Consider the following 20,724-nt stretch of genomic DNA (forward strand, 5'->3'; position numbering starts at 1 on the left):
TGCAAACAACGCGGTTCACGGCGACTTCCCCAGCGTGGCGGCATCCGGCAGGCGATTTTCGGATGGATGAGGCATCATGTCGTCGTCGCGGCTCGGCGCGGCCGATTTCGATGCGTTGCCGCTCAGCGCGCGGACGAAGGCGGCAAGCTCCCAGATCTGGTCGTCCGGGATCTTGTCACGGAAGCTCGGCATGCCGTTTGGCCGGCCGTCCCTGATCGTGGCGTGGATGCTTTCGATCGAGCTGCCATAGAGCCACTTCTGGTCCATGAGGGCCGGACCCATGCCGCCACCGCCATTGGCATGGCAGCCGGAACAGTTGAACCAGTTGAACAGACGCTTGCCTTCGCTGAGGTGGAAGGCGTTGGCCTCGAACACGCCGGCCTTGGTGTCGGACGAGGCCGGCCGTTGGCCGCCCGGCTCGAGGGCCGTCACGGCTGCCGGCTGGTCGCCCGAGCCGAGCGCCGACTGCGGACGCGTGTTACGTTCCTCACGCTGGCACCCGGCAACCGCGAGGATTGCGAACACCAGCAAGGGAAGACCGCGCTTCATTCAAGGCGCTCCGACAGGATCGAAGCGGGGCACCTGGTAGGCCGCCAGGATCGCGTCGATCTCGGCGCGGTGTCTGGTCAGGGCGGCGTTCACCTCGTTGCGCAGCGTATCGTCGCCACGGCGCACGCCCATCGAGATGTCGTAGATCATCGGCAGTTGCGGGCCGTCCACGCGCGGCGAGACCGGCGTGATCTGCAGCGCCACCTTCTGCCTGGACGCGAAGTAGCCGGCCAGCGGTCCCCAGACCACGGCCATATCGATGTCGCCATTCGCGACCGCCTCGACGATGCGTGCTGGCGGGTTCGGCGCCGAATAGTCGCCATAGACGGGGAAACCGATGAGATGGCCGACGATGCCGCGGCGGCCAAGCGCCTGGACGGGCGGCGAGTTGGCGCCGTCGTCGCCGATCAGCTGGACGCCGATGCGCAGATCGCGCAGGCGAGGATCGTTGAAGGACGTGATTTCCGGCGCATCCTTGCGTGTCACGAACACATAGGAAGACCGGTAGTAGGGCGCGGTGGTGCGCAGCATCTCGAGATTGGCGGGCGTGCCGGGCACCAGATCGCACAAACCGGCTTTCAGCGTGTTGCGGACGAAGCCACGGCGCTGTGCCCACCACGTGTAGGACACCGTCGCACCAAGCTCCGTCGCGACGAGTTCGGCGATCTTGTTTTCAAAACCCTGCCTGGCGGCATTGGAGAACGGCATGTTGTTGGGATCGGCGCAGATCCTCAGCTCGCGCGCATCGGCAACAGTGGCGACGAGCGAGACCGCCAGTCCGCCGACCGCGGCGGCAAGGCGCCGCGAACGCGTCTTCCGTGAGCACGAAACTCGACCGATCGTCTCAAGGCAGCCGGAACACATACAGCGTACCTCCCGGCGTGGTTACATCCTTCAGATCCTTCATGACGTTGACGAAGCCGAGCGCGGCGGTGGCGTCGCGCGGGTCGAGATCTCCGGATACGATCGCGCCGGCCCAGCCGCCGACGCCCGATAGAATCGCGACATATTGGTGCCCGTCCGGGCCGCGATAGGTGATCGGCTGGCCGATGATGCCGGACGACGTCTTGAACTGCCAAAGCAGTGCGCCGGTCTTGGCGCTGACCGCCTTGAACCAGCCTTCCATCGTCCCATAGAACACGACGTTGCCGGCCGTGGCGACGGCGCCGCTCCACACGGGAAAGTTCTCCTTCAGGCTCCACGCCGGCTTGGCGGCGGCGACATCCCAGGCGGTGAAAGCACCCCGATTGCCGCCCGGCCCGGGAATCATGCGCACATTCATGCCGACATAGGGCGTGCCGGCGATGTAATTCACCTCGACGCCTTCTTCGTCCATGCACATGTTGTTGTGCGGAATGTAGAGTAGGCCGGTCTTTGGCGAGAACGCCGAAGGCTGCCAGTCCTTGAGACCGGACGCGGTGGGACAGATGTCGCGGACGACCTTGCCGGTGCCGGTCTCCTTATCCGGATTTACAATCAGCCGGCCGGTCTTCAGGTCGACCCCCTTGGTGGAGTTGACCGGGCCGAACGGCACTGCCGACAGGACCTCGCCCGTGGTGCGGTCCAACAGATAGACGTAGCCGTTGCGTTCCGGCCGCACCAGCACCTTGCGGGCCTTGCCCTGCCAGGTCATGTCGAGCAGCACCTGCTCGTTGATGCCGTCGTAGTCGTGCAAATCGTGCGGCGTCCATTGGTAGAACCATTTGGCTGCGCCCGTATCGGGATCGCGTGCAAAGATGCCGGCGGTCCATTTGTTGTCGCCGGGCCGCAGATCCGGATTCCACGGGCCGGGATTTCCAGTGCCATGGAAGATCAGGTTGAGGTCCGGATCATAGGAGATCCAGCCCCACACATTGCCGCCGCCGATCTTCCAGGCGTCGGGCGGCCACGACGTCACGCCGAGATCCTTGCCCTTGTCCATGTCGTAATGCGGCTTGAAATCCGGGCCGATCAGCACCTCGGCGTCCGGGCCGGTGTTGTAGGCCGTCCAGACGACGTGGCCGTCGCCGGCGTCGAGCGCCTTGATCCAGCCGCGCACGCCCATTTCGCCACCGGAATTGCCGACCAGCACTTTGCCCTTCACCACCAGCGGCGCCATGGTGATGGTCTCGCCGATATTGATGTTGCCGATATGGGTGTTCCAAACCGGTTTGCCGGTGGCCGCATCGACGGCGATGGTGTGGCCGTCGAGCGTGTTGAAATAGATGTGCCCGTCGAAGAAGGCCGCACCGCGGTTGACCACGTCGCAACAGGCAACGCCCTGGGCGGCAGGCTCGGGATTGGGCTCGAACTTCCACTTCATCGGCGCGCCGGGCTTGGTAAGGTCAAGCGCGTAGAGGATGTTGGGAAACGGCGTCACGATGTACATCGTGTTGCCGACCACCAGGGGCGCAGCCTCCTGACCTTTGTTGACGCCGGTCGAGAAGGTGAAGGCCACCTGCAGGGTCTTGACGTTGTCTTCGGTGATCTCCGCGAGATCGCTGTAGCGGGTGGAGGCGTAGTTCTTTGCCGGCATCGCCCACTGGCCGTCGTCGGGCGGAGCGGCTGCGGCCGGCGGATTTATCGCAGGGCTTGACGTTGACTGAGCAACCGCCGCGGTAATCAGCGCGAAGCCCGCCAGCAGCGTCCATCCCAGCATCGCGGCCATTGGTCTTTTTCCCTCCTTAGACACGCTGATTCTTGCCACCTGTCGCGCTTTCCTCATTTGCGTATCGAGCCGCCGACGCCGGCGCCGAGCTCGGCAGCCACGTCCGCTTCGGTTCCGGCACACAATGGATGCCCCCATCCGGAAGGGCTCTTGCCGCCGGGATCGAGGTCGTAAATGATAGCGTCCTTGCGGTTTGGGTTGACGCCGGCCGGTACCTTGTTAAGCCCGAGTGCGGCACGCACGCGCCAGGCGACATTGTGGTCGGCACAGGAAGAATCGCCGCTTATCCCGAGAGCCCCGACGATCCCCTTGCCGTCGTAGAGAGCCAGGCCCCCGCCAAACACGACGACACCGCCGATCGGCTTTCCCAGCATCGGATCGCTGGAGCTTCCAAATGTCGAAGGGTCGCCCGCATAGGCCACCGCTGGATTGACCGGAGTGGTGGCCTGCAGGCCGAATAGAGGCCCGCCAGGCTGCACCGGCGCATAGAGGTTCGCGGTCGACAACGCCATCTGGGCGAGGCTGAGCCCGTTGGCGGTATTGGCTTTTTCGGCGGCGATCAGCCGGCTGCCGGGCCACTGGGCATCGGCGGTAGGCCCGCTGAACGCGACGGCGCAGACCGTTCCGTCGCGAGCCACGACTGCCGCCCATTCATTAGTGTCGAAACCGCCATTGCCGGGGCCGCCGCTGGCTTTGACGTTGGCCTTGAGAGCGGCCAACAATTTGTCGTGGTCGGCCGGGCAGGGTGCCTGGGCCCAAGCCTTTTGCTGGATGGCGCCGATCGTAAGCAGGAACAGACATAATGCTACTGAGGCAATCCGCTGGCGATCCATTAGCTGCGCCGTCTTTGTTGAACACTCTCCAACGCGTAGGAGGCGCAGAAGTGCCAAAGAGAATGAAATAAATATCGGATTCGGTCGGCCAAACCGCAGGGACCGGAGCTCGGAACAGCCGATCTGGGTGTTGGCAGTCCAGGCGCCGTCGGAACAGAGCAGCACTTCTGACAGTTGTGTCGAATGCTGTCTGCAGTCGAGCAACTGGCTCAATCGGTAAAAGAGCGACGAGCGATCCTGTTCGTTGGAGCCGGGGTGTCGATGAGCGTCGGCTTGCCGTCTTGGCAAAAGCTCATCGAACATATGCAAAACGAGCTCGGCCTTCACGAGGACATGATCGGCGCGCCTGAGGCCAGCTATCAGGCCCTTGCCGAATATTACCGGCTGAAGCAGGGGAGCCTCGGCCCTTTGCGCAGTTGGATGGATCGTGAATGGAGCGTCTCGCGGGAAGAAGTGCTGCGGTCGGCGATCCACAAGCTCATCGTATCGCTCGATTTTCCGATCATCTACACCACCAATTATGATCGCAACCTCGAGGTTGCCTTCGAGATACATGGCCGGCCTTTTGTGAAGGTGGCCAATGCCAAGGATTTGCCCAAGGCCACTAGCGAGGTGACGCAGATCATAAAATTCCACGGCGATTTCGACGACGACAAATCGCTGGTTCTGGCGGAGACCGATTATTTTGAACGGCTTTCGTTCGATTCGCCGCTCGATGTGAAATTTCGGGCCGACGCGCTCGGGCGCACCATCCTGTTCATCGGCTACAGCATGTCGGACATGAACATTCGTCTGCTGTTGCACAGGCTTTGGCAGACCTGGCGCCGCTCCGGCTACGAGAAGAACCGTCCGAAATCCTTCATCTTTATGCCGCAGCCGGGCATCGTCCAGGAGGCTGTCCTAGGCCACTGGGGCATCGATATGCTGACCGAAGAGGCCGACGATCCCGAAGACGCGCTGCTCGCATTCCTGAACGAACTCATGGACAGGGTCGGCCGGCCAGACCGCGCGTGAGAAACTTGCGCAAGCAAATTGGTCAGGGAGTGGGAACTGGCTGATCCGATGTGAGTTCGGGAGGACTAACGCATCCGGGACCGAGCCTCGATGGGCGCGCGCAAACACAAGCGAAGAATGCATGCAAAAGACGACCTGCCGGCCGAGTTGGCCCATGAGATCGAGTTTTTTGCCCGCAGGTGCGGCCTGACGAGGGACGAAGCGCTCAAGATGATACGAGATGCCGGCCGGTTGAAGGACGGCGCGAAGGCATCTTACGAAACCGGGGCGAAGTAGCGGCATGGATCCCGCTTCGTGGACGGCATTTGTCGGAACGGTCATCCTGATGCAGATGCCGCCGGGGCCCGACAGTCTGCTAGTGATTGCGCGCGGCATCGGGCAGGGCCGTGATGTTGCCCTGTTCACCGTCCTGGGAATGACCTTCGGCGCCGGCATGGTCCAGTTGCCGCTCCTTGCCCTCGGCATATCGTCGCTCGTCCAGGCATCGCCGCTTGCCTTTGCCATGCTTCGCTGGGCAGGCGCAGCCTATCTGGTTTGGCTTGGATCGCGTCTGGTGTTGTTGCCGTCAGCCAGCGTGGCCGTCGAGGAGCCGCACAATGTCAGACCGGTTGTAGCCGCACGCGAAGGAATGATCGCCAATCTGATAAATCCCTGGCCGATAACCTTCATGGTGGCTTTCCTTCCGCAGTTCGTCGATCCTGCTCGCGGATCGGTCACGCTGCAATTGCTGCTGCTCGGTGGCACCCAGAAAATGACCGGTGTGCTGGTGCTGGGCACCTATGCACTCGCATCCGGCACGCTCGGGACCTGGATCATGAAAAGGCCGAAGGTAAGGCTCTGGCAGCAGCGGGTGGCAGGTTGCTTCGTCGTCGGTCTCGGTATCCGCATGGCAGTCGGTGGTGGCGCGCACCGCTGAGGATCGAGCTATGCGGCGGCCGCCACTGATGGAACATCCATCGACAATTTTCGTTGACATGCTCCACAAGGCGAGAGGTCGAACATGTCGAAGTTCCAAGCCGCCACCCCGGAGCGTTTGCAGCAGCTCAGGCTCGAGGCGACGGCGCACTTTGCGCCGCTCATATTGCGCGAGGCGTTGGTCCGTCTCTGCCGCGCCTGCGGAAGCGACAGCCTCGACCGGTTCGAGAAGACTATGGTCGACCAAATCGAGGCATCGCGTGACGAAAAGGCCGATTTCGACACGATGAAGGAATTTGCCATCGAACAGCTCTATGGCTGGATTCGAGAAGTCAGGTCTTCACCGGACATGACACAGCCGCTGGAGAAGTTGGACGCCCGCAGGACGTCCGGCCGATCGGAAGAGCCGCAAACGCTGGAAGACCAGTTGCAGGCAGGCCTGGAAGATTCCTTCCCGGCAAGCGACCCGCCGGCGGTCGTCTCCACTGCGATCCCCGGCGGATCGAAGAAGCTGGTCGGAACGGACGAAATCCTCAGGCAAAAGCGGGAGAAGGAGGGCGAGGGCGCGAGCCATTCGTGATAGGGTTGGCCTGGACGGAACTGCGGGAAGGCAGCCCCTGCCGGTTCATCCGCTGTCCGACATGAGGGCTGTCGGGGCACGCGCGTCATGCGGCTCGCCTTCGACAAGAATGTTCGCCTCCCAAGTGGCGTCGACAAATGCCTGGCGTGCTTCGGCGGCCGTGATTTGACCGGTCCGGGCGCGGTTCAATACATCAGCGGCTACCAGCGCCAGCGGAGCGTTGCGCGCCGGCCATTTCTCGCTTTTCAGGCAATATATTGCTTCGAAAACGGAACTGACCAATCGCGATCGGCCGGGCTTGCCGAAATAGATGCAAACAGGTGTATCGAACTCTATTCTCGGCACCGTATTCCTCCCGGTTCAAGCAAGCTGGCCGCTTCAAGTAAGCTGGGTGTCTCCAGGGTCTACAGGGCCGTCCGATGGGCGCTTCAGCCAAACGTCGTGCGCCTTCGCAGGTGTTGTGGCGCGTGCTGGTGTTTCGGCTGCGATATCGTAGGCCAAAATACCCGCCTTGCGCGCGAAAGTGTCGAACGCCGCGCGTACCGTCTCGGCATCGACCTCATCGGCCAACCCGGCGCGACAGGCGTCGAACGCCGCCTTGTGCGCCGGACCGCGGCTCGGCCATTCGTTTAAGACGTCATAGGCCTGCCAGATATTTTCGACATGGCGAGGGAAACCAAGGCCGACGAGAATTGGAACGGGGCGGCCAAACGATCTTTTTGTCATCTGTGTCTCCGCGAAAGAGCCGCCGGGTCAACGCGCAAAGTGGACACGAGGCCCATGCTCTTTAACGCGGGATTGCTGCACGGGTTGCAGCGGGTTTTTTCGATCGTGCGCAGCCGGTCCTGGCGTCACTTTTTGGTCCGCATCTTTTGCCGGGGATTGATACCGCCTTGCGGCGTGGTGTCGTTCTCGACATCGCCTTCGAACGTGTTGTTGCCCTGGTCGAGCCGGTCGCCCTCCTTGATCGTGCCCCTGGAACTGCCGATGCCGGGATCGTTGGCAAGATCGCTATCGGCCGACGTTTTGCCTTTTGCGTGCTTGTTTCCTGTCATGGAGTCCTCCTGTTTCTTGAGGTGGGCCGTCCTTGAGGTGGCGCCAAGGCTCGCTGCAAGATCGCATTCCGATGCGCCAAATGGCGGCGCCCGACTTGTCGGACGACCTTGATTTGAACTCGGCGATCCCGCTGGTTGTTCCGTCAAAAATGCCGCCGTCGGCCGGGATTGCCCAGCCAAGCCCTCTCCGGTTTCTGGAGCCGGGTGATTTTCGCCAACCGGAACGATCTTTCGCCCAATGCATTTAACTGGTCTGCGCTCACGAACTCATTCTGGACGGGAGCTGGACCATTGCCACCCACAGCCTACGCCTTGGCGACTCGCGAAACCGAAGAAGTTTCCATCGTCGACCTCATACCCGCTTTGAGGGCTTTCGCCCGTACCTTCTGCCGCACACCCGATGATGCCGACGACCTGGTCCAGGAGACGCTGACCAAGGGCCTGGCCAACATTGACAAGTTCGAAGCCGGAACGCGCATGAAGTCATGGCTCTTCACGATCATGCGCAACACCTACTACACGCGTGTCAGGGCCGCGGTGAGGGAAGCGCCCGGCCTGCTCGACTGCGCTTCGCTGCGGCCGATCTCGGAAGCGACGCAGGAATGGTCCGTACAGGGCAAGGAAGTCCACCAGGCCATCCAGAGCCTTCCCGAGCACCAGCGCGAGGTTCTGATGCTGATAGGCGTGCTGGGCGTCAGCTATGAGGAAACGGCCGAAATATGCGGTTGCGCGGTGGGAACCGTGAAGAGCCGGCTCAACAGGGCACGCGCCGGCGTGCTGGAATACCTTGGCGAAAGTTCCTCGCAAACCCTGATGGAAAGGCGCAGCTATCTGTCAGAAGGACAACTGGACTTCGAAGCCGAGAGGCGCCGCTAATACACGTCACGTTAGTTACTGGTCTCGCGCAAGCGCTTTTCGACAAGCGCATGCTGCAATTCGATTGCAAGTTTGGTCAGCCGGTCAGGAACCCTTTCCTGTTCGATGGCCGCAAGCAGGGAAGCGATTTCCCGGTCTATCGTCAGATCGGCACGCGTGCTGACGGAATCTTCCCTTGAGCGAGACATCGCGTTCTCTTGGCAAATGTTGGTCCCTTCACCTCACTCTGGTGGCAACAGTGCGAGTTTGCAAGAATTTGCAGGTATCCATGCGACCGGCTTCGGTCCTTGCACAGCTTCCTCAGCAGTGGGGGCTCTCGCTGCGTTTCAATTGCTGGCTGCAAGCCACATGCCTGCCGCAACGATCAGTCTTCAGGCCGCCGATCCGCTGAATGATCCTGGTACTGCTCAGATTTGACCCGATTGCCGTCGAGCCCACGCTCCTTGGTGTGCTGCTTCTTGTCTCTGTTGGACAGAACGGCGTTCTCTCCGATCTTGTCCTTGGGAAGATCGGTAATCGCGCCAGCGCCAGCGCCAGCGCCTTTGCCGTGACTGCCGCGACCGATGTGCTTCTTGCTGCCGGACGCCATCTTGTCCTCCTTCATACTGTCGAATAGCGGCTTATCCCGTTCGGCATCCGAACCAGCGTTGGGCCGCAATGTTCCGCTGGAAATCGTAAGCAGGAAGGCATCGCCGTCCCAGTGCCGGAACGGCTTTTCGCCGTCGATGAGGACTTGCATGCCATTTGCATTGGCGAAGTCATGGACATCGGCGCGATCCAGCGCTGGCGATCCGCGATATGAATAATTCAAAAGCACGGCCATGCCCGGCCTCTTCAGCACGCGCGCGATTTCCACGAAATGGTGCTCCGCGAGGCCGGCCAGCACCAGATAGGGAAAGCTGTCGACGGCCAGCACGCGGTCGAAGCTGGCATCGCGAAAATCGGCAAGATCGAAACCGCGAGTAGGGTGGAATTCTACATTGCCGAGCCCGGCGCATCGCCGGCGGGCGATCGAGATCATCGCTGGGGATATATCGCTGCCGACGATCCGGTGCGACAGAGCGGAGAGCGCTTGTTCGAACCGACCGATACCACAGCCGATATCCAGTATGTCGCGGCTGGTGCCGGTAAAGCCCCGCCTCTCCAGCCATGCAACGATCTCAGCCGTCGCGGCCGAGAGCTTTTCCTCATCGCCCAGCGATGACAGCTGGACGCTCGCCGCCGGGGAGATCGCCGCCGCCGCGTCAAACCCGGCCGCCAGCCGCTTGACGACCGCATCGTCAGTCTCTCCCTCGCCGCGCTCGTGCCGAACGGCAGCACCCGTTTTGCGCAGCGTGGCGAAGATCTCGGGCCTGCGCTGAAGCAGGTCCGCAATCCGTTGCAGTTTTGCCGTCTTTCGCGGATCGGCCGAGTGCGTGTTTTGCGCAATCTTCGCTAGTTCTGCGGCTTCGATTGCTGTCTCGAAACGGAGAGCCAGCCTGGCGATGACGGCTTCGACGCCAGCACCGTCTGCCATGCAGTCCTCCAGCACCCGCCTTGCTGATGTCGACCGCCGAGATCCCGGCTGGGTCGCGCTCATCGCCCTTTGCTCCGCGTCCAGATCTTGCGCATCGTCCACCGGTCGACGGCGCCCCAGCTGTATTTGTAAGCCTCTTGTCCGCGCAGAAAATCGAACTCTTCCGCGCCTTCGCAGATCGCCTGCCTTATCGCCTGGCCGATGAGCAGCGCGCCAGGACTTTCCTCGGCATAGGCCGGATCGAAGCCACCGAGATAAGCGTAGGCGCTGCCACGATGATGGAACCCGTAATAGGCGCCCACGATCGCGTCACCGATCGTGATAAGCCAGCATCGGGCAAGCACTTGTGCGACCAGCTGCGGCAGCGCCTGACGGTGGAATGCTTCCACGCGGGTATCGGACAGAACGCCGTCGCCGTGTCCGGCCCAGCGCGCGCGGTGAAGGTGGATCAGGTGATCGAGGAATGTCTGCGGATCGGACAAAGCGGGTTCGATGGAGACCCTGCCGCGTCTCGACGCGGCCCTGTGGGCGCGGCGCAACTGGCGCCTCCGCCGCGCCGGAACGCAGCCTTGGAGCGTCTGGTCGCCGGCGAGGGCGAGCACTGGGCAAGCGGCGTGACCGATGGCTTGGCACGATTCGAGCGCGGCATGCCTGATGGCAAGGCCGGCGCCGCCGGGAGGCAGGTCCTGCAAGATCCACTGTGACCAGCCGACGGAGAAAACGGCACCGGCGATGGCGGCGCCCACCGGTTCGGCGGTTTCGGGAATGCAAAGGACATCCAGATAGTCGCTCAACGAAATGCCGAGCGGAAGCAATCGCGCGCCGGCGTCGTGGCGTTCCAGATAGAGTGGCGCCAGCCCGACCAGATCGTCGCCACGCCAGACGGCGACCGTCGCTAGCTCGCCGGGAGCGAATGTCCGCCACCACGGCAGTAGCCATGCGGGAGACTGGAACGGCGTCGCCGAGGGACTGCGCGACCAGAGTTCCCACCAGTGCGACTCGAGGGCTTCGAGGTCCGCCGGATCGTCGATGATCTCACTGCGGAGCATGTCCCGCTCACCTCGCCGTCGCGAGCTGCCCGCTGTCTGTGCCGAGCCGTGCGAGCGCCCGATAGGCGTCCATGTAGGAGGAAACCATGCGGTCGAGTGAAAAGCGCCGCCGCGCCTCGGCCCGGCAGGTCTCGGGGTTCAGGCCGGGTGCGGCAGCGATGGCTTCGGCCATCTCGTCGACATCCGCGACCAGATACCCGGTCTTGCCGTGCTCGACCACATCCGGCAGTGCGCCATTCGGGAAGGCCACCACGGGGGTGCCGCAGGCGAGCGCCTCCATGGCGACGAGCGAACTGGTTTCCGCGGCAAGGCTCGGGATGACCAGGCAGCGGGCTGTGTTCAGCAGGCGGCGCTTGGCGACAAAGCCGAGCGGACCTAGGAAGCGGCGCCGACCGTCCAGCCGGGGTTCGACCTCGTCGCGAAGATATGCGGTGTGGGTTTCGTAGGGGTAGACTTTGCCGCCGACCACCAGCGGCACACCGGCCTTCTTGGCTGCGTCCAGTGCCAGATGGATGCCCTTTTCCGGGCAGACGCGGCTGAGCACGAGGGCAAAGTCGCGTTTGGCCTGCGGTTCGCTCAGCGCGTTGATGTCCACTCCGTTTGGGATCGGTTCGATGAGCCTGGCGCCCGGCGGCGCGGTTCTTTCCTGAGCCGCCGATACCGCATGCAGCCACAGGTCCTCCCGCGCCGGATTGAGAGCGTCGGCCGGATACCAGTCGAGCGGCAAATGCAGGGTCACCAAAGTTGGCCCGTCGCCCGGCAGATAGGCGTCGAAATCGATACCGTGCAAATGGACCACGTCGATCGGCCAGCGAGCGCGCGTGGTAGCAATTGCGGCGCGATGAGCACGCTGCGCCCGGCGCTTCGCCGCTTCATCGAGCACGCCCGGTTCGGCCGGCGTCTCGATGAGCACACCCGCAGCGCTCGAGCCTTGGCAGCCGATCACGATCGAGCGGTGTCCGGCCTGTACGAGCGCTTGGTCGAGCATCGAAAGCACCTGCTCGGCACCACCGACCGCATCCGGCCCGACCGGGGCGAGGGGATAGGCGACGTTGAGGACGGTGAGCGTCATGGCTGGAGAGCCGAAGCTCCTCACGCTGCGGAGGCGCGCAGCCTGCCGACGGAAGGGGCAGCGATGCTGCCGGCATAGCGGCGCGTCATTGCCGCGCAGAACTCGGCGAATTCCTCCGGCACCAGCGGCGGGCTGCTGTGGTGCGGCATCATTCCGCGGTGTTCCGGCGTGAAGCAGAAAGTAACGGTCACGTCGAAGTCGGCCAACGCCTCCATCTGCCTGTCGAACCAGTCAAGCGCGTTCGGCCTGAAGCTGTCGGCCCAGGAAAGCCCGGTGCGCAGATTGGTGACGCCGAGGCGTTTCATCCAGGCAACGGCGTCGTCCAGCCGGTGATCTTCGAAATGGAACCACTGCACCAGTCCCATTGCCGGGGTATGGTGCAGGAACTCCTCGAGCGCGGGCTTTGGCGTGCCGTCCTGGCGAAGCAGGCCCATGTAGAAATGGCGATAATAGGAAGAGCCTTCCGCCTCGCGATGGCGCGTCGTCGCTTCCCACTCGCGCGGCAGGTCGTAGAGGCTGTACCATTGGATGCGCGGTGCGTTGCCGATCAGCAATTCCGCGGTCCGGCGCAGGCCCCAGACCTGTACCTCCTCGGCGCCGAAGGTCGACACGCCGACCTCGCTGACCCATACCGGAAGATCGGTAACAGCCGAGATCTCGCCGATTTTCTGCGGCCATTCGTGGATCTGCCAGAGGTTCCAGTCGAGCGGAAAGCCGTGCACGGCGACCGCGTCGACATGATCGAGCACGCCGAACTCCTTCATCCGTGTCATGAAGCCGGCATCGATCGGCGAGATCCCGCCAAGGACTTTGGTCAAGGCGGAATTCTCCGACGCGATCGCGTCGGCGGCCAGGATTGCCGTGGTGGCGAAGCGGCTCCAGTCGGGGTCGAGCTCGGGATCCCAGTGGGATTTGTTGTTGGGCTCGTTCCAGATCATCGCGGCTTCAATCATTTATCTGTCCTTTCGACGGGTAGACGGCGCCGCCGCCGGCCGGCGCGTCGGCGGTGCGGCAGAAATAGACCTCCTGCTCGGGTTGCAGCACGATCTCGAAGCCGGCGCTGCGCAGCATGGCTTCGGTGCAGGCGCGATTGGGAATCCACCAGTTGGTCGGGTCGTCGGCGTAACGATGCTCGATGAAATGCAGCTTTGGGAACTCCGGCCGGTCGAACAGGTCGTGAGTCCAGAAATGATAGTTCTGCTCGAGCGCCGGCACGTTGGTGCTGCCACGCTGCATCGACTGGAAGATCATCAGGTCGTCGGCGACATGCTCCCGGATCAGATCGAGAGCGAGCAAAGGATGGCGCAAGTGGTAGAGCACGCCCATGAACAGCACGATGTCGAACCGCTCGCGCAGCGCGCCAACGTCGTAGACCGAGAGCTGCCGGAATTCGATGTCGCAGTCCGCTACCTCGGCGGCAAAGCGCGCCTGCGCCAGGTAAGCCTCATCGAAATCGATGCCAAGCACGCGGCCGGCGCCGCGGCGTTTCATCTCGATCGAATAGAAACCCGCATTGCAGCCTATGTCGAGCACCGCCTTGCCGGAAAGATCGGCGGGAATCGCGTCGGCGAATTTGCGCCATTTGATTAGCGGATAGTTGCCAAGGAAATGGTCGGGAGCGGTTTCGATGCCGGCCAGTTCCATATTGTGGAACCATGGGCCGAGCGCGTCGATACGGCGGCGGATTTCGGCATCGGAATGCAGCATGGCTAGCCTCCTTCGCCTGCGAGGATAGGAACGTGCTGGTGGCCTGGCAGCGTAATGGCGGCTTGGTCGTCCTTGGTACCGGCGGCGCTTTCAAGCAGCCGCAGTGCGGTGCGGTAGCCGTTGAAGGTGCCGACGTCGACATAGGCGTTGCCTGCCTTGATGCCATAGGCTTCGCCTCCGGCGGCGAGATAGGCGTTGACCAGCGTGCCGATGTATTCGTCGCACCGGTCCCGTTCCCGCCACAGCGCGGCGAGCCGGTGAAGGGTGCGGCCGGGCATCTTGAACGCACCCCAGATCCAGTTCGATTGGGCATTCTGCTGCTTGACCTGGATTTGCTTCACCCGATCGTCCTGGTCGACAACGACGGCATCGAAGAACTCCGGCTGGTCCACCGGAAACAGCAGGAAGGACAGGCCGTCGTCCGGGAGGGCCAGGAAACCGTCTTCGGGAAACCAGATTGTATCGGGCAGCCCGACCAGAACGGTCTCGTCGGCTGCGACGAGCGGCGCGGTGCGGAAGATGGCGTCGCAAAGGCCGACCGGAGAGGGCTGCACCACAAACAGTGCAGTCGCGTCGGCATAGCCGGCAGAATAATATTCGAGGATATCCGACTTACCCGAGCCGATGACGAAGCAGATCTTGTCGGCCCCCGCGCGCACCATGCGGCGCACCAAATATTCACTGACCGCGCAAGGCCGCTCGGTGTTGCCGTCGATGCGGCTGCCGACCGGCAGAAGCTCCTTCGAAAAGCCGAGCGGCTGGATGCGGCTTCCCCGTCCGGCTGCGGGCACGATGCCCAACATCAAACTGCCTCCTTCAACGGCTCGCCATGCGTGGAGCCGTGCAGTGCATCGGACAGGATGCGGTCGAATTCCTTCGCGCGCCGCGCCGAGGTGTGTTCGTCCAGCACCCGCTCGCGCGCACGGCGGCGGATCGCGTCAAGCTCGGCGTCGGACAGGTCGAGCGCGGCGACCACGTCGTCGGTGCTGTTGGCCACGACGATCTCTTCACCGGGCCGGAAAAAGGCCTCCAGTCCGGGCCATGTGTCGCTCACCATCGCAGCACCGCAAGCGGCGGCTTCGAACAGCCGGCCGGAAGGACACCAGCCCCGTTCGGCCATCGCCTCGCGGGTCACGTTCAGGGTCAGTCGTGAAGATGAAAAGAAGGCGGGGTGGTCGGCCGGCGGCAGATGCCGGACGAAGAAGATATTGTCGCTCCACGGGAATTCTTGCGGATATTGTGCGCCGCCAATGATGAAGCGGCGATCCGGCAGGCGCGCAGCCGGACTGACCAGCAGCCTTTCGACCCCGGCCTGGCGGTCTGCCGCATAGGTCCCGAGATAGGAAAGGTCGCCGGCAAACTCCGGCCTGGGCGGGGCGGGCCGGTGTCGCTCTGGATCGACGTGGCCGTAGAGCGGCATGACGCGGCGTGCACCCAGCATCGACCTCAATGCGTCGATCGCGGTTCCTCCCGTGTAGCTCAGCACGAGATCGAAATCGCGAAGCCCTTCCGGCCCGAAATAACCCGGAGGCTCACCTTGTTCGATCCGGGCCAGCGTCACCGGCGTGTCCAGATCGTAGAACACCTTCAGCCCGCGACAGGCCTGGTGGGCAAGGCGCGACGCGCTCACGGCATCGGGGCAATACGAGGTGACGATGACGACATCGGCCTCGTTCATCGCCTGCTCGGCAACGTGCTGGACGTCCTCCCAGTCCGGGTAAAGGACAAGGCTGCCGCCATCCAACTGGTCGAGGTCGCGCGTCCCGGCATAATAGGGAGTGTTGCGTTCAAAGAAGGTGATGGACCAGCCCAGCCCGGCCATCGCCCGGATCAATCCGCGCCACAGCGTGGCGTGCCCATTGCCCCACGACGATGTCACGGTAAGACCGAAAATGACCATGCGCATCCGGCAATTCCTCGTCAGGCAGCTTCGTTGAGTCTAATCAGCTTCGACCCCCAATCTCCCCAAACAACCGTGGTGATCGACGCTGGGTCGATATCGAAGCGAAAGCAGTTCCCCAGCGACAGGCCGAGCACTTTGCACACGGCGGCCTTGATGACATCGGCATGGCTGACCAGTGCAACGCACTGGTTCTGGTAAGTGCCGCGGACCTGCTCGATCAGCGAGACGACGCGTTGCTGCACGTCCAGCATGGTCTCGCCGCTCGGTGTTCTCGCCTGCTGGCGCTGGTCGTTCCACACCCGCCAGTCGGCATCCTGGTTCAACTCCTCGAAGGTCTTTCCCGACCAGGTGCCGAAGTCGATCTCATCGAGTTCCTCGCGGATCACGATTTCACCGGCATTGCAGGCGAGCGCGATCGGATTGGCCGTCTCCTGCGTGCGTTCGCGCGGGCTGCAGAAGATTGCCGCTATCGCCTCGCGTGCCATGCGGTCTGCCAGGTGCGAGGCCTGTGCCTTGCCGGCTTCGCCGAGGCACACGCCAGCCATCCGTCCGGCAAGATAACGGCCGACATTGTCGTGCGCGGCGTGGCGCACCAGAAAGAACGTCGTCGTCATTCCGCGGCATCGAGCATCGGCTCGTCCTTGCCGGCGATGAAAGAGAGCGTGCGCTGGCGGGCTTCCGCGTCGGTGAACTGCTCGGGCGGCGATTTCATGAAATAGCTGCAGGGACCGGTCAGCGCGCCCGCGATACCGCGATCGAGCGCCAGCTTGGCGCAACGCACCGCATCGATGACGACGCCGGCCGAATTGGGCGAATCCCACACTTCCAGCTTGAGCTCGGCATTCAGCGGCACACCGCCGAAGGTCGTGCCTTCGACCCGGATATAGGCCCACTTGCGGTCGGTCAGCCACGGGACATGGTCGCTCGGCCCGACGTGAATATTGCCGGGCTCCAGAGGAACGTCGATCTGGCTGGTCACGGATTGCGTCTTTGAGATCTTCTTCGATTCCAGCCGCTCGCGCTCCAGCATGTTGAGGAAGTCGGTGTTGCCGCCGAAATTGAGCTGGTAGGTGCGATCGATGCGCACGCCGCGCTCACGGAACAGGTTGGCGAGCAGCCGGTGGACGATCGTCGCACCGACCTGGCTCTTGATGTCGTCGCCGATCAGCGGCAGGCCGTGCTGCTCGAAGCGTCGGCGCCACTCCGGCCGCGAGGCGATGAAGACGGGTATGCAGTTGACGAAGGCGCAGCCCGCCTCGAGCGCGCACTCGGCGTAAAAGCGCGTTGCCTCCTCCGAACCGACTGGCAGATAGGACACCAGGATTTCGGCGCCGCTCTCGGCGAGGATCTTGCCGACGTTGGCGACCGGCTCGTCGGCCTCCTCGATCTCGTCGCGCAGATATTTGCCGATGCCGTCCAGCGTCGGTCCGCGTTCGACGCGAGCGCCGACAGGCGCGACATTGGCAAAGCGGAAAGTATTGTTCGGCGCGCTGTAGATCGCGTCTGCCACATCGCGTCCGACCTTTCCCTTGGCGACATCGAAAGCGCAGACCACCTCAATGTCCTTGACGTGGTAGCCGCCAAGATCGGCATGCATCAGCCCGGGTATGGGTTCATTGCTCCTTGCGTCGCGGTAATAGGTGATGCCCTGTACAAGAGAGGAGGCGCAGTTGCCCACGCCTACTATTCCGATCCGAACTTTCTTCGATCCCACGAAACCGCTGCCTATGCTGTTGAAGGTAAGTTCTTCGTGCCAAACCACCTGCCTCGCTGATTGTTCCTTGCCGGCTGCAAAAATCGTGCAACCGATGGTGGATCAAAGTAGCGCCCACCGAGTTTGTGCAGCTGGGAGTGAGGCCAACCGGGACCGACAATGATCGTCTATGGCGACCACAAGCAAATGCGGAGCGCGCGATATGTTCGCGCCTCGGCCTGCGAAGCGGCCGGGCACATTGCGGACATGCCAAGCGGGATCGGACGGCACGCAGCACTGGTCGGCCTGTTCATCAAGGCTTCGGAATTGGTCCAGGGCCTTGCCGACGCGGAATTCGAGGCCAACGGCACGGACAGGATTTCCCCGCAGCGGATCGTGGGCGCGAACCTCCTGGTCGGCTTGGCCCGGGACGTGGGCAGATCGTGGGACGCCGGATTCGCTATCGACGGCCCGGTCGATGCCGAAGTGCCGCGAATGCTGGCCGAACTCGATTGCGATGGCGAAATCCTCATCGGCACGGCCGAGGGCTACGCCCATTACGCGCTCTATCCGGAGAGCTATTTCGTCGCCGCACGGCAGTCGGGTCTCGATGCTAACACATGCGTGATCGGCATCCGCAGCATCGGCCTGGGGCTGGCAGCGATGGTGGCGGCGGCCATCGGCGCACCGGCACCCGTCAGCGTCCGACCGGCCGGTCATCCGTTTCGCCGGCGGCTTGCCGCCGATCCAGAGTTGATCGGCGGCTGGAGGACAAGGCCGTCGGCCCATTTCGCTGTCGTCGATGAGGGCCCAGGCCTGTCCGGCAGCTCGTTCCACGCCGTCGTCACATGGTTACAAGCGCTGGGCATCGGTGCCAGGCGCTTCCATCTGTTCCCCAGCCATTTGGGTGGCCCGGGTCCCGAAGCATCGGCGGACGGCCGTGAGGCGTGGACTGTTTGCCAAAAACACACGGCGGATTTCGAGCGGACTTTCACCACTGGATCCGCTGTCCCGGCGCTGCGGGATTGGGTGGCCAGGACGATCGGCAGCACAGCGGTCAAGCTGACGGAAACATCCGCCGGGGAGTGGCGTCACTTGCACTATGGCTCGCAGGATCATTGGCCCCCCGTCCACCGTGGCTTCGAGCGGCGAAAGTTTCTTGCTTCTGCGGCCCGGGAAAAATGGTCGGTCAAATTCGTCGGCCTCGGTGAAATCGGCAGGCACAAGGCCGAGACTGCAAGGAGGCTGCATGATGCAGGCTTTGGCCCGGAAGTCGCCGGGCTGTGCCATGGCTTTCTCGTCGAACGCTGGATCGACGGAACAACGCTGGACCGGGCAAGGCTTTCGAAAGAAAAAGTAGTCGCGCATCTCGGACATTATCTGGCCTGGCGCGCAGCCAATCTGCCCGCCTCCGAGCCGGGCGCCTCGCTGGAGGCGCTTGCCGACATGGCCGTGCAGAATACAAGTGAGGCGCTTGGCGAAGGCCGTGCCACGGAGTTGCGGAACTGGTCCTCGAAACAGGTTCCACCCAAGACCATGCAGCGGGTCGAGATCGACGGGCGGCTTCATCCGTGGGAGTTCATCGTTTCGCGCAGTGGAACGCTCGTCAAGACGGACGCCCTCGACCATTGCCGATCGCACGATCTGATCGGCTGCCAGGACATCGCCTGGGACATTGCCGGCGCCCGTGTCGAGTACAGCCTCTCCAATGCAGCGACTGCGGCAGTGTGCAAAGCTGTCGAGGCGACTACGTCTCGTCCCGTCGATGCCAATCTGGTCCACTACTACGAGCCCTGCTATCTCGCCTTCCAGCTTGGCTTGTGGAGCATGGCTCAGCGATCGGGCGATGATCGGGAACAGATCCGGCTGGCGGCCGCGGCAAGGCGTTACGCTGCCGCGCTGCTTCGCTTCTTGGAAAGCCAAGGCGACCTGCCGCCGCTCGAGCGGGATCAGTCCAGCCGGCGCAGCATATCCGCTTCCTTTTCGAGGATGGCCGCTACCTCCTCGCGCTGAAGATGCGTCAGCATCAGACTCACGCAACATTCCAGATAGGTGATGGAGGCGCGCCGCAGGAAGGCAGCCGTCTCTCTTGCGGCCATTTGCTCGATGTCTTTGGCAGATCGTTTGGGATGCACAATCGTCTCCACGCCGGTACCTTGGCAGAACCAGAAGCTGGACGGGTTGTTCCCGCGACGAGAAAAAGTGACCAAATCCGAAACGAGGGCGCTTTCCGTCGTGACCAAGCAGCGGCCAGACGCTCCCCGCCATCAGGCCGTCAGATTTTGCAGCCGGCCTGATGCAGAACGCACGGCGGGGGCAATTCGACGTCTTCTGTCGATCATCTGCGCCGCCTCAAGCTCGGCAAAATAGCCGATTGTGCGCATCAAACCCTGCCTGAGCGGCACTTTTGGCGACCAGCCGAGAAGCTTCCTCGCGCGGGAAATGTCGGGTTGCCGACGACGAGGATCGTCTTGCGGCAGCGGCAGGAATTTCAAGCCCGATTTGGTTGCGGTCATGCCTCTCACCAGGCTCGCCAGTTGCAAGATGGTGAACTCCCCCGGATTGCCCAGATTGACGGGCTGCCGCGGATTGGGATCGACCTCCATCAACCGCATCAAGCCGTCGACCAGATCGGAAACATAGCAGAACGACCTGGTCTGCAGTCCATCGCCGAATATCGTCAGCGGCCGTCTCTCGAGTGCCTGCATGATCAGATTGGAAACGATCCGTCCGTCCGCAGGGTCCATCCTGGGACCATAGGTGTTGAAGATGCGCGCGACACGGATATCGGCCTTTCCCATTCTCAAATAATCAAAGCACAAGGTTTCGGCGGTGCGCTTGCCTTCGTCATAGCAGGCGCGGGGGCCGATGCAGTTCACGTGGCCGACATAGTCTTCCTTCTGCGGATGCTGTTCGGGATCGCCATAAATTTCGCTGGTGGACGCCTGCAGGAAGCGGGCGCCGTTGCAGGCGGCGAGCTCCAGCAGATTGAGCGTCCCGATGACACAAGTCCGCGTCGTGTGCACCGGGTCGGCCTGGTAACGCGGCGGCGAGGCGGCGCATGCCATGTTGAAGATGCGGTCCACCGGTTCGCCAAGCTCCAACGGCCGGCAAATGTCTTGCTTGATCAGCCGAAAATCCGGACGATCGGCGATCGATGCTATGTTGTCCATGCGGCCGGTAAGGAAATTGTCGACGCAGATCACGCGCCAGCCTGCCTGGAGCATTGTCTCGCAAAGATGCGAACCGAGGAAGCCTGCGCCGCCGGCGACAAGCACGGTCCTGGTCCGTTGCGCCTTTCTTGATAGCTGCATC

The 20,724-nt window shown here is 62.9% G+C and carries 25 protein-coding genes and 1 pseudogene; 7 read left to right on the top strand and 19 right to left on the bottom strand.

From position 1 onward, the window contains the following. Positions 1 to 15: 15 nt before the first annotated feature. From AC0L2Y_RS00255 to AC0L2Y_RS00270, 4 genes are read right to left on the bottom strand one after another with little or no spacing between them, the layout of a single operon-like run. Positions 16 to 549, bottom strand: coding sequence for a c-type cytochrome (locus tag AC0L2Y_RS00255; protein WP_473552845.1), 534 nt, complete (start codon positions 547 to 549; stop codon positions 16 to 18). After that, a complete protein-coding gene (locus AC0L2Y_RS00260; RefSeq protein WP_473552846.1) occupies positions 550 to 1,413 on the bottom strand; it encodes a substrate-binding domain-containing protein in 864 nt (287 codons plus the stop codon). It abuts the gene before it with no gap. Further along, complete coding sequence (locus AC0L2Y_RS00265; protein ID WP_473552848.1) at positions 1,394 to 3,196, bottom strand: methanol/ethanol family PQQ-dependent dehydrogenase; 1,803 nt, start codon at positions 3,194 to 3,196, stop codon at positions 1,394 to 1,396. Before AC0L2Y_RS00265 ends, AC0L2Y_RS00260 begins: the two co-directional genes overlap by 20 nt. Positions 3,197 to 3,249: 53 nt before the next feature. Further along, positions 3,250 to 4,029, bottom strand: coding sequence for a heme-binding protein (locus AC0L2Y_RS00270; RefSeq protein WP_473552851.1), 780 nt, complete (start codon positions 4,027 to 4,029; stop codon positions 3,250 to 3,252). Positions 4,030 to 4,212: 183 nt separating this feature from the next. On the opposite strand from AC0L2Y_RS00270, the gene AC0L2Y_RS00275 reads away from it, so the two are divergent. The 4 genes from AC0L2Y_RS00275 to AC0L2Y_RS00290 all read left to right on the top strand — a co-directional run bounded on the left by AC0L2Y_RS00275 (position 4,213) and on the right by AC0L2Y_RS00290 (position 6,538). Continuing rightward, positions 4,213 to 5,043, top strand: coding sequence for an SIR2 family NAD-dependent protein deacylase (locus tag AC0L2Y_RS00275; RefSeq protein WP_473552853.1), 831 nt, complete (start codon positions 4,213 to 4,215; stop codon positions 5,041 to 5,043). A gap of 90 nt (positions 5,044 to 5,133) precedes the next feature. Then, a complete protein-coding gene (locus AC0L2Y_RS00280; RefSeq protein ID WP_473552855.1) occupies positions 5,134 to 5,319 on the top strand; it encodes a hypothetical protein in 186 nt (61 codons plus the stop codon). Positions 5,320 to 5,323: 4 nt separating this feature from the next. Beyond that, complete coding sequence (locus tag AC0L2Y_RS00285; protein ID WP_473552857.1) at positions 5,324 to 5,959, top strand: LysE family translocator; 636 nt, start codon at positions 5,324 to 5,326, stop codon at positions 5,957 to 5,959. Between the two features lie 84 nt (positions 5,960 to 6,043). After that, on the top strand, positions 6,044 to 6,538 hold the full coding sequence (locus AC0L2Y_RS00290; RefSeq protein ID WP_473552859.1) for a hypothetical protein: 495 nt from the start codon (positions 6,044 to 6,046) through the stop codon (positions 6,536 to 6,538). 45 nt (positions 6,539 to 6,583) lie between these two features. Here the strand turns inward: AC0L2Y_RS00290 and AC0L2Y_RS00295 are convergent, their stop codons facing one another. The 3 genes from AC0L2Y_RS00295 to AC0L2Y_RS00305 all read right to left on the bottom strand — a co-directional run bounded on the left by AC0L2Y_RS00295 (position 6,584) and on the right by AC0L2Y_RS00305 (position 7,593). Beyond that, on the bottom strand, positions 6,584 to 6,883 hold the full coding sequence (locus AC0L2Y_RS00295; protein ID WP_473552861.1) for a DUF982 domain-containing protein: 300 nt from the start codon (positions 6,881 to 6,883) through the stop codon (positions 6,584 to 6,586). 33 nt (positions 6,884 to 6,916) lie between these two features. Then, complete coding sequence (locus tag AC0L2Y_RS00300) at positions 6,917 to 7,264, bottom strand: DUF982 domain-containing protein (RefSeq protein WP_473552862.1); 348 nt, start codon at positions 7,262 to 7,264, stop codon at positions 6,917 to 6,919. 125 nt (positions 7,265 to 7,389) lie between these two features. Then, complete coding sequence (locus AC0L2Y_RS00305) at positions 7,390 to 7,593, bottom strand: hypothetical protein (protein WP_473552865.1); 204 nt, start codon at positions 7,591 to 7,593, stop codon at positions 7,390 to 7,392. A 312-nt stretch (positions 7,594 to 7,905) separates the two neighbouring features. Here AC0L2Y_RS00305 and AC0L2Y_RS00310 point away from each other — a divergent pair, with 312 nt between their 5' ends. After that, positions 7,906 to 8,469 (top strand): sigma-70 family RNA polymerase sigma factor, encoded by a 564-nt coding sequence (locus AC0L2Y_RS00310; RefSeq protein WP_352488584.1) that lies wholly within the window; start codon positions 7,906 to 7,908, stop codon positions 8,467 to 8,469. A gap of 50 nt (positions 8,470 to 8,519) precedes the next feature. After that, a complete protein-coding gene (locus tag AC0L2Y_RS00315) occupies positions 8,520 to 8,648 on the top strand; it encodes a hypothetical protein (protein WP_473552867.1) in 129 nt (42 codons plus the stop codon). Positions 8,649 to 8,833: 185 nt separating this feature from the next. Here the strand turns inward: AC0L2Y_RS00315 and AC0L2Y_RS00320 are convergent, their stop codons facing one another. From AC0L2Y_RS00320 to AC0L2Y_RS00365, 10 genes and pseudogenes are all read right to left on the bottom strand, one after another. After that, positions 8,834 to 9,058, bottom strand: a complete 225-nt coding sequence (locus AC0L2Y_RS00320) for a hypothetical protein (protein ID WP_473553659.1) — start codon at positions 9,056 to 9,058, stop codon at positions 8,834 to 8,836. 195 nt (positions 9,059 to 9,253) lie between these two features. Further along, a pseudogene (locus AC0L2Y_RS00325) lies at positions 9,254 to 10,048 on the bottom strand (class I SAM-dependent methyltransferase); the annotation flags it as partial. After that, positions 10,045 to 11,034: a GNAT family N-acetyltransferase gene (locus tag AC0L2Y_RS00330; protein WP_473552868.1), complete on the bottom strand. Its 990-nt coding sequence runs from the start codon at positions 11,032 to 11,034 to the stop codon at positions 10,045 to 10,047. The gene AC0L2Y_RS00330 and the pseudogene AC0L2Y_RS00325, both read right to left, overlap by 4 nt. 7 nt (positions 11,035 to 11,041) lie before the next feature. Next, positions 11,042 to 12,106 (bottom strand): glycosyltransferase family 4 protein, encoded by a 1,065-nt coding sequence (locus AC0L2Y_RS00335; RefSeq protein ID WP_473552871.1) that lies wholly within the window; start codon positions 12,104 to 12,106, stop codon positions 11,042 to 11,044. A 20-nt stretch (positions 12,107 to 12,126) separates the two neighbouring features. Continuing rightward, positions 12,127 to 13,059, bottom strand: coding sequence for a glycoside hydrolase 5 family protein (locus AC0L2Y_RS00340; protein WP_473552873.1), 933 nt, complete (start codon positions 13,057 to 13,059; stop codon positions 12,127 to 12,129). After that, on the bottom strand, positions 13,052 to 13,813 hold the full coding sequence (locus AC0L2Y_RS00345; RefSeq protein ID WP_473552875.1) for a TIGR04290 family methyltransferase: 762 nt from the start codon (positions 13,811 to 13,813) through the stop codon (positions 13,052 to 13,054). The genes AC0L2Y_RS00340 and AC0L2Y_RS00345 overlap by 8 nt, the downstream gene beginning before the upstream one ends. A gap of 2 nt (positions 13,814 to 13,815) precedes the next feature. After that, positions 13,816 to 14,616 (bottom strand): nucleotidyltransferase family protein, encoded by an 801-nt coding sequence (locus tag AC0L2Y_RS00350; protein ID WP_473552878.1) that lies wholly within the window; start codon positions 14,614 to 14,616, stop codon positions 13,816 to 13,818. Continuing rightward, positions 14,616 to 15,719, bottom strand: coding sequence for a CgeB family protein (locus AC0L2Y_RS00355; RefSeq protein ID WP_473552879.1), 1,104 nt, complete (start codon positions 15,717 to 15,719; stop codon positions 14,616 to 14,618). The genes AC0L2Y_RS00350 and AC0L2Y_RS00355 overlap by 1 nt, the downstream gene beginning before the upstream one ends. Positions 15,720 to 15,733: 14 nt before the next feature. Then, positions 15,734 to 16,330 carry a histidine phosphatase family protein gene (locus AC0L2Y_RS00360; RefSeq protein WP_473552883.1) on the bottom strand — a complete coding sequence of 199 codons (597 nt, stop codon included), beginning with the start codon at positions 16,328 to 16,330 and terminating at the stop codon, positions 15,734 to 15,736. Next, on the bottom strand, positions 16,327 to 17,430 hold the full coding sequence (locus tag AC0L2Y_RS00365; protein WP_473552885.1) for an inositol-3-phosphate synthase: 1,104 nt from the start codon (positions 17,428 to 17,430) through the stop codon (positions 16,327 to 16,329). The genes AC0L2Y_RS00360 and AC0L2Y_RS00365 overlap by 4 nt, the downstream gene beginning before the upstream one ends. Positions 17,431 to 17,589: 159 nt before the next feature. Between AC0L2Y_RS00365 and AC0L2Y_RS00370 the strand changes: the two genes are divergently transcribed. Beyond that, the gene (locus tag AC0L2Y_RS00370; RefSeq protein ID WP_473552886.1) at positions 17,590 to 19,422 is read left to right on the top strand and encodes a hypothetical protein; all 1,833 of its coding nucleotides are present in this window, start codon (positions 17,590 to 17,592) and stop codon (positions 19,420 to 19,422) included. Here AC0L2Y_RS00370 and AC0L2Y_RS00375 read toward each other — a convergent pair. Further along, complete coding sequence (locus AC0L2Y_RS00375) at positions 19,359 to 19,652, bottom strand: hypothetical protein (RefSeq protein WP_473552888.1); 294 nt, start codon at positions 19,650 to 19,652, stop codon at positions 19,359 to 19,361. The genes AC0L2Y_RS00370 and AC0L2Y_RS00375 overlap by 64 nt on opposite strands. 24 nt (positions 19,653 to 19,676) lie before the next feature. Next, positions 19,677 to 20,723, bottom strand: coding sequence for a UDP-glucuronic acid decarboxylase family protein (locus tag AC0L2Y_RS00380; RefSeq protein WP_473552891.1), 1,047 nt, complete (start codon positions 20,721 to 20,723; stop codon positions 19,677 to 19,679). Between the last annotated feature and the right edge of the window lies 1 nt (position 20,724).

The sequence above is a fragment of the Mesorhizobium sp. WSM4830 genome (assembly GCF_055811495.1).

Coding starts and splice junctions, on each gene's coding strand:
- AC0L2Y_RS00255 (WP_473552845.1), bottom strand. CDS start 549: ATGAAGCGCGGTCTTCCCTTGCTGGTGTTCGCAATCCTCGCGGTTGCC.
- AC0L2Y_RS00260 (WP_473552846.1), bottom strand. CDS start 1,413: ATGTGTTCCGGCTGCCTTGAGACGATCGGTCGAGTTTCGTGCTCACGG.
- AC0L2Y_RS00265 (WP_473552848.1), bottom strand. CDS start 3,196: ATGGCCGCGATGCTGGGATGGACGCTGCTGGCGGGCTTCGCGCTGATT.
- AC0L2Y_RS00270 (WP_473552851.1), bottom strand. CDS start 4,029: ATGGATCGCCAGCGGATTGCCTCAGTAGCATTATGTCTGTTCCTGCTT.
- AC0L2Y_RS00275 (WP_473552853.1), top strand. CDS start 4,213: ATGCTGTCTGCAGTCGAGCAACTGGCTCAATCGGTAAAAGAGCGACGA.
- AC0L2Y_RS00280 (WP_473552855.1), top strand. CDS start 5,134: ATGGGCGCGCGCAAACACAAGCGAAGAATGCATGCAAAAGACGACCTG.
- AC0L2Y_RS00285 (WP_473552857.1), top strand. CDS start 5,324: ATGGATCCCGCTTCGTGGACGGCATTTGTCGGAACGGTCATCCTGATG.
- AC0L2Y_RS00290 (WP_473552859.1), top strand. CDS start 6,044: ATGTCGAAGTTCCAAGCCGCCACCCCGGAGCGTTTGCAGCAGCTCAGG.
- AC0L2Y_RS00300 (WP_473552862.1), bottom strand. CDS start 7,264: ATGACAAAAAGATCGTTTGGCCGCCCCGTTCCAATTCTCGTCGGCCTT.
- AC0L2Y_RS00305 (WP_473552865.1), bottom strand. CDS start 7,593: ATGACAGGAAACAAGCACGCAAAAGGCAAAACGTCGGCCGATAGCGAT.
- AC0L2Y_RS00315 (WP_473552867.1), top strand. CDS start 8,520: ATGCTGCAATTCGATTGCAAGTTTGGTCAGCCGGTCAGGAACCCTTTC.
- AC0L2Y_RS00320 (WP_473553659.1), bottom strand. CDS start 9,058: ATGGCGTCCGGCAGCAAGAAGCACATCGGTCGCGGCAGTCACGGCAAA.
- AC0L2Y_RS00330 (WP_473552868.1), bottom strand. CDS start 11,034: ATGCTCCGCAGTGAGATCATCGACGATCCGGCGGACCTCGAAGCCCTC.
- AC0L2Y_RS00335 (WP_473552871.1), bottom strand. CDS start 12,106: ATGACGCTCACCGTCCTCAACGTCGCCTATCCCCTCGCCCCGGTCGGG.
- AC0L2Y_RS00340 (WP_473552873.1), bottom strand. CDS start 13,059: ATGATTGAAGCCGCGATGATCTGGAACGAGCCCAACAACAAATCCCAC.
- AC0L2Y_RS00345 (WP_473552875.1), bottom strand. CDS start 13,813: ATGCTGCATTCCGATGCCGAAATCCGCCGCCGTATCGACGCGCTCGGC.
- AC0L2Y_RS00350 (WP_473552878.1), bottom strand. CDS start 14,616: ATGTTGGGCATCGTGCCCGCAGCCGGACGGGGAAGCCGCATCCAGCCG.
- AC0L2Y_RS00355 (WP_473552879.1), bottom strand. CDS start 15,719: ATGCGCATGGTCATTTTCGGTCTTACCGTGACATCGTCGTGGGGCAAT.
- AC0L2Y_RS00360 (WP_473552883.1), bottom strand. CDS start 16,330: ATGACGACGACGTTCTTTCTGGTGCGCCACGCCGCGCACGACAATGTC.
- AC0L2Y_RS00370 (WP_473552886.1), top strand. CDS start 17,590: ATGATCGTCTATGGCGACCACAAGCAAATGCGGAGCGCGCGATATGTT.
- AC0L2Y_RS00380 (WP_473552891.1), bottom strand. CDS start 20,723: ATGCAGCTATCAAGAAAGGCGCAACGGACCAGGACCGTGCTTGTCGCC.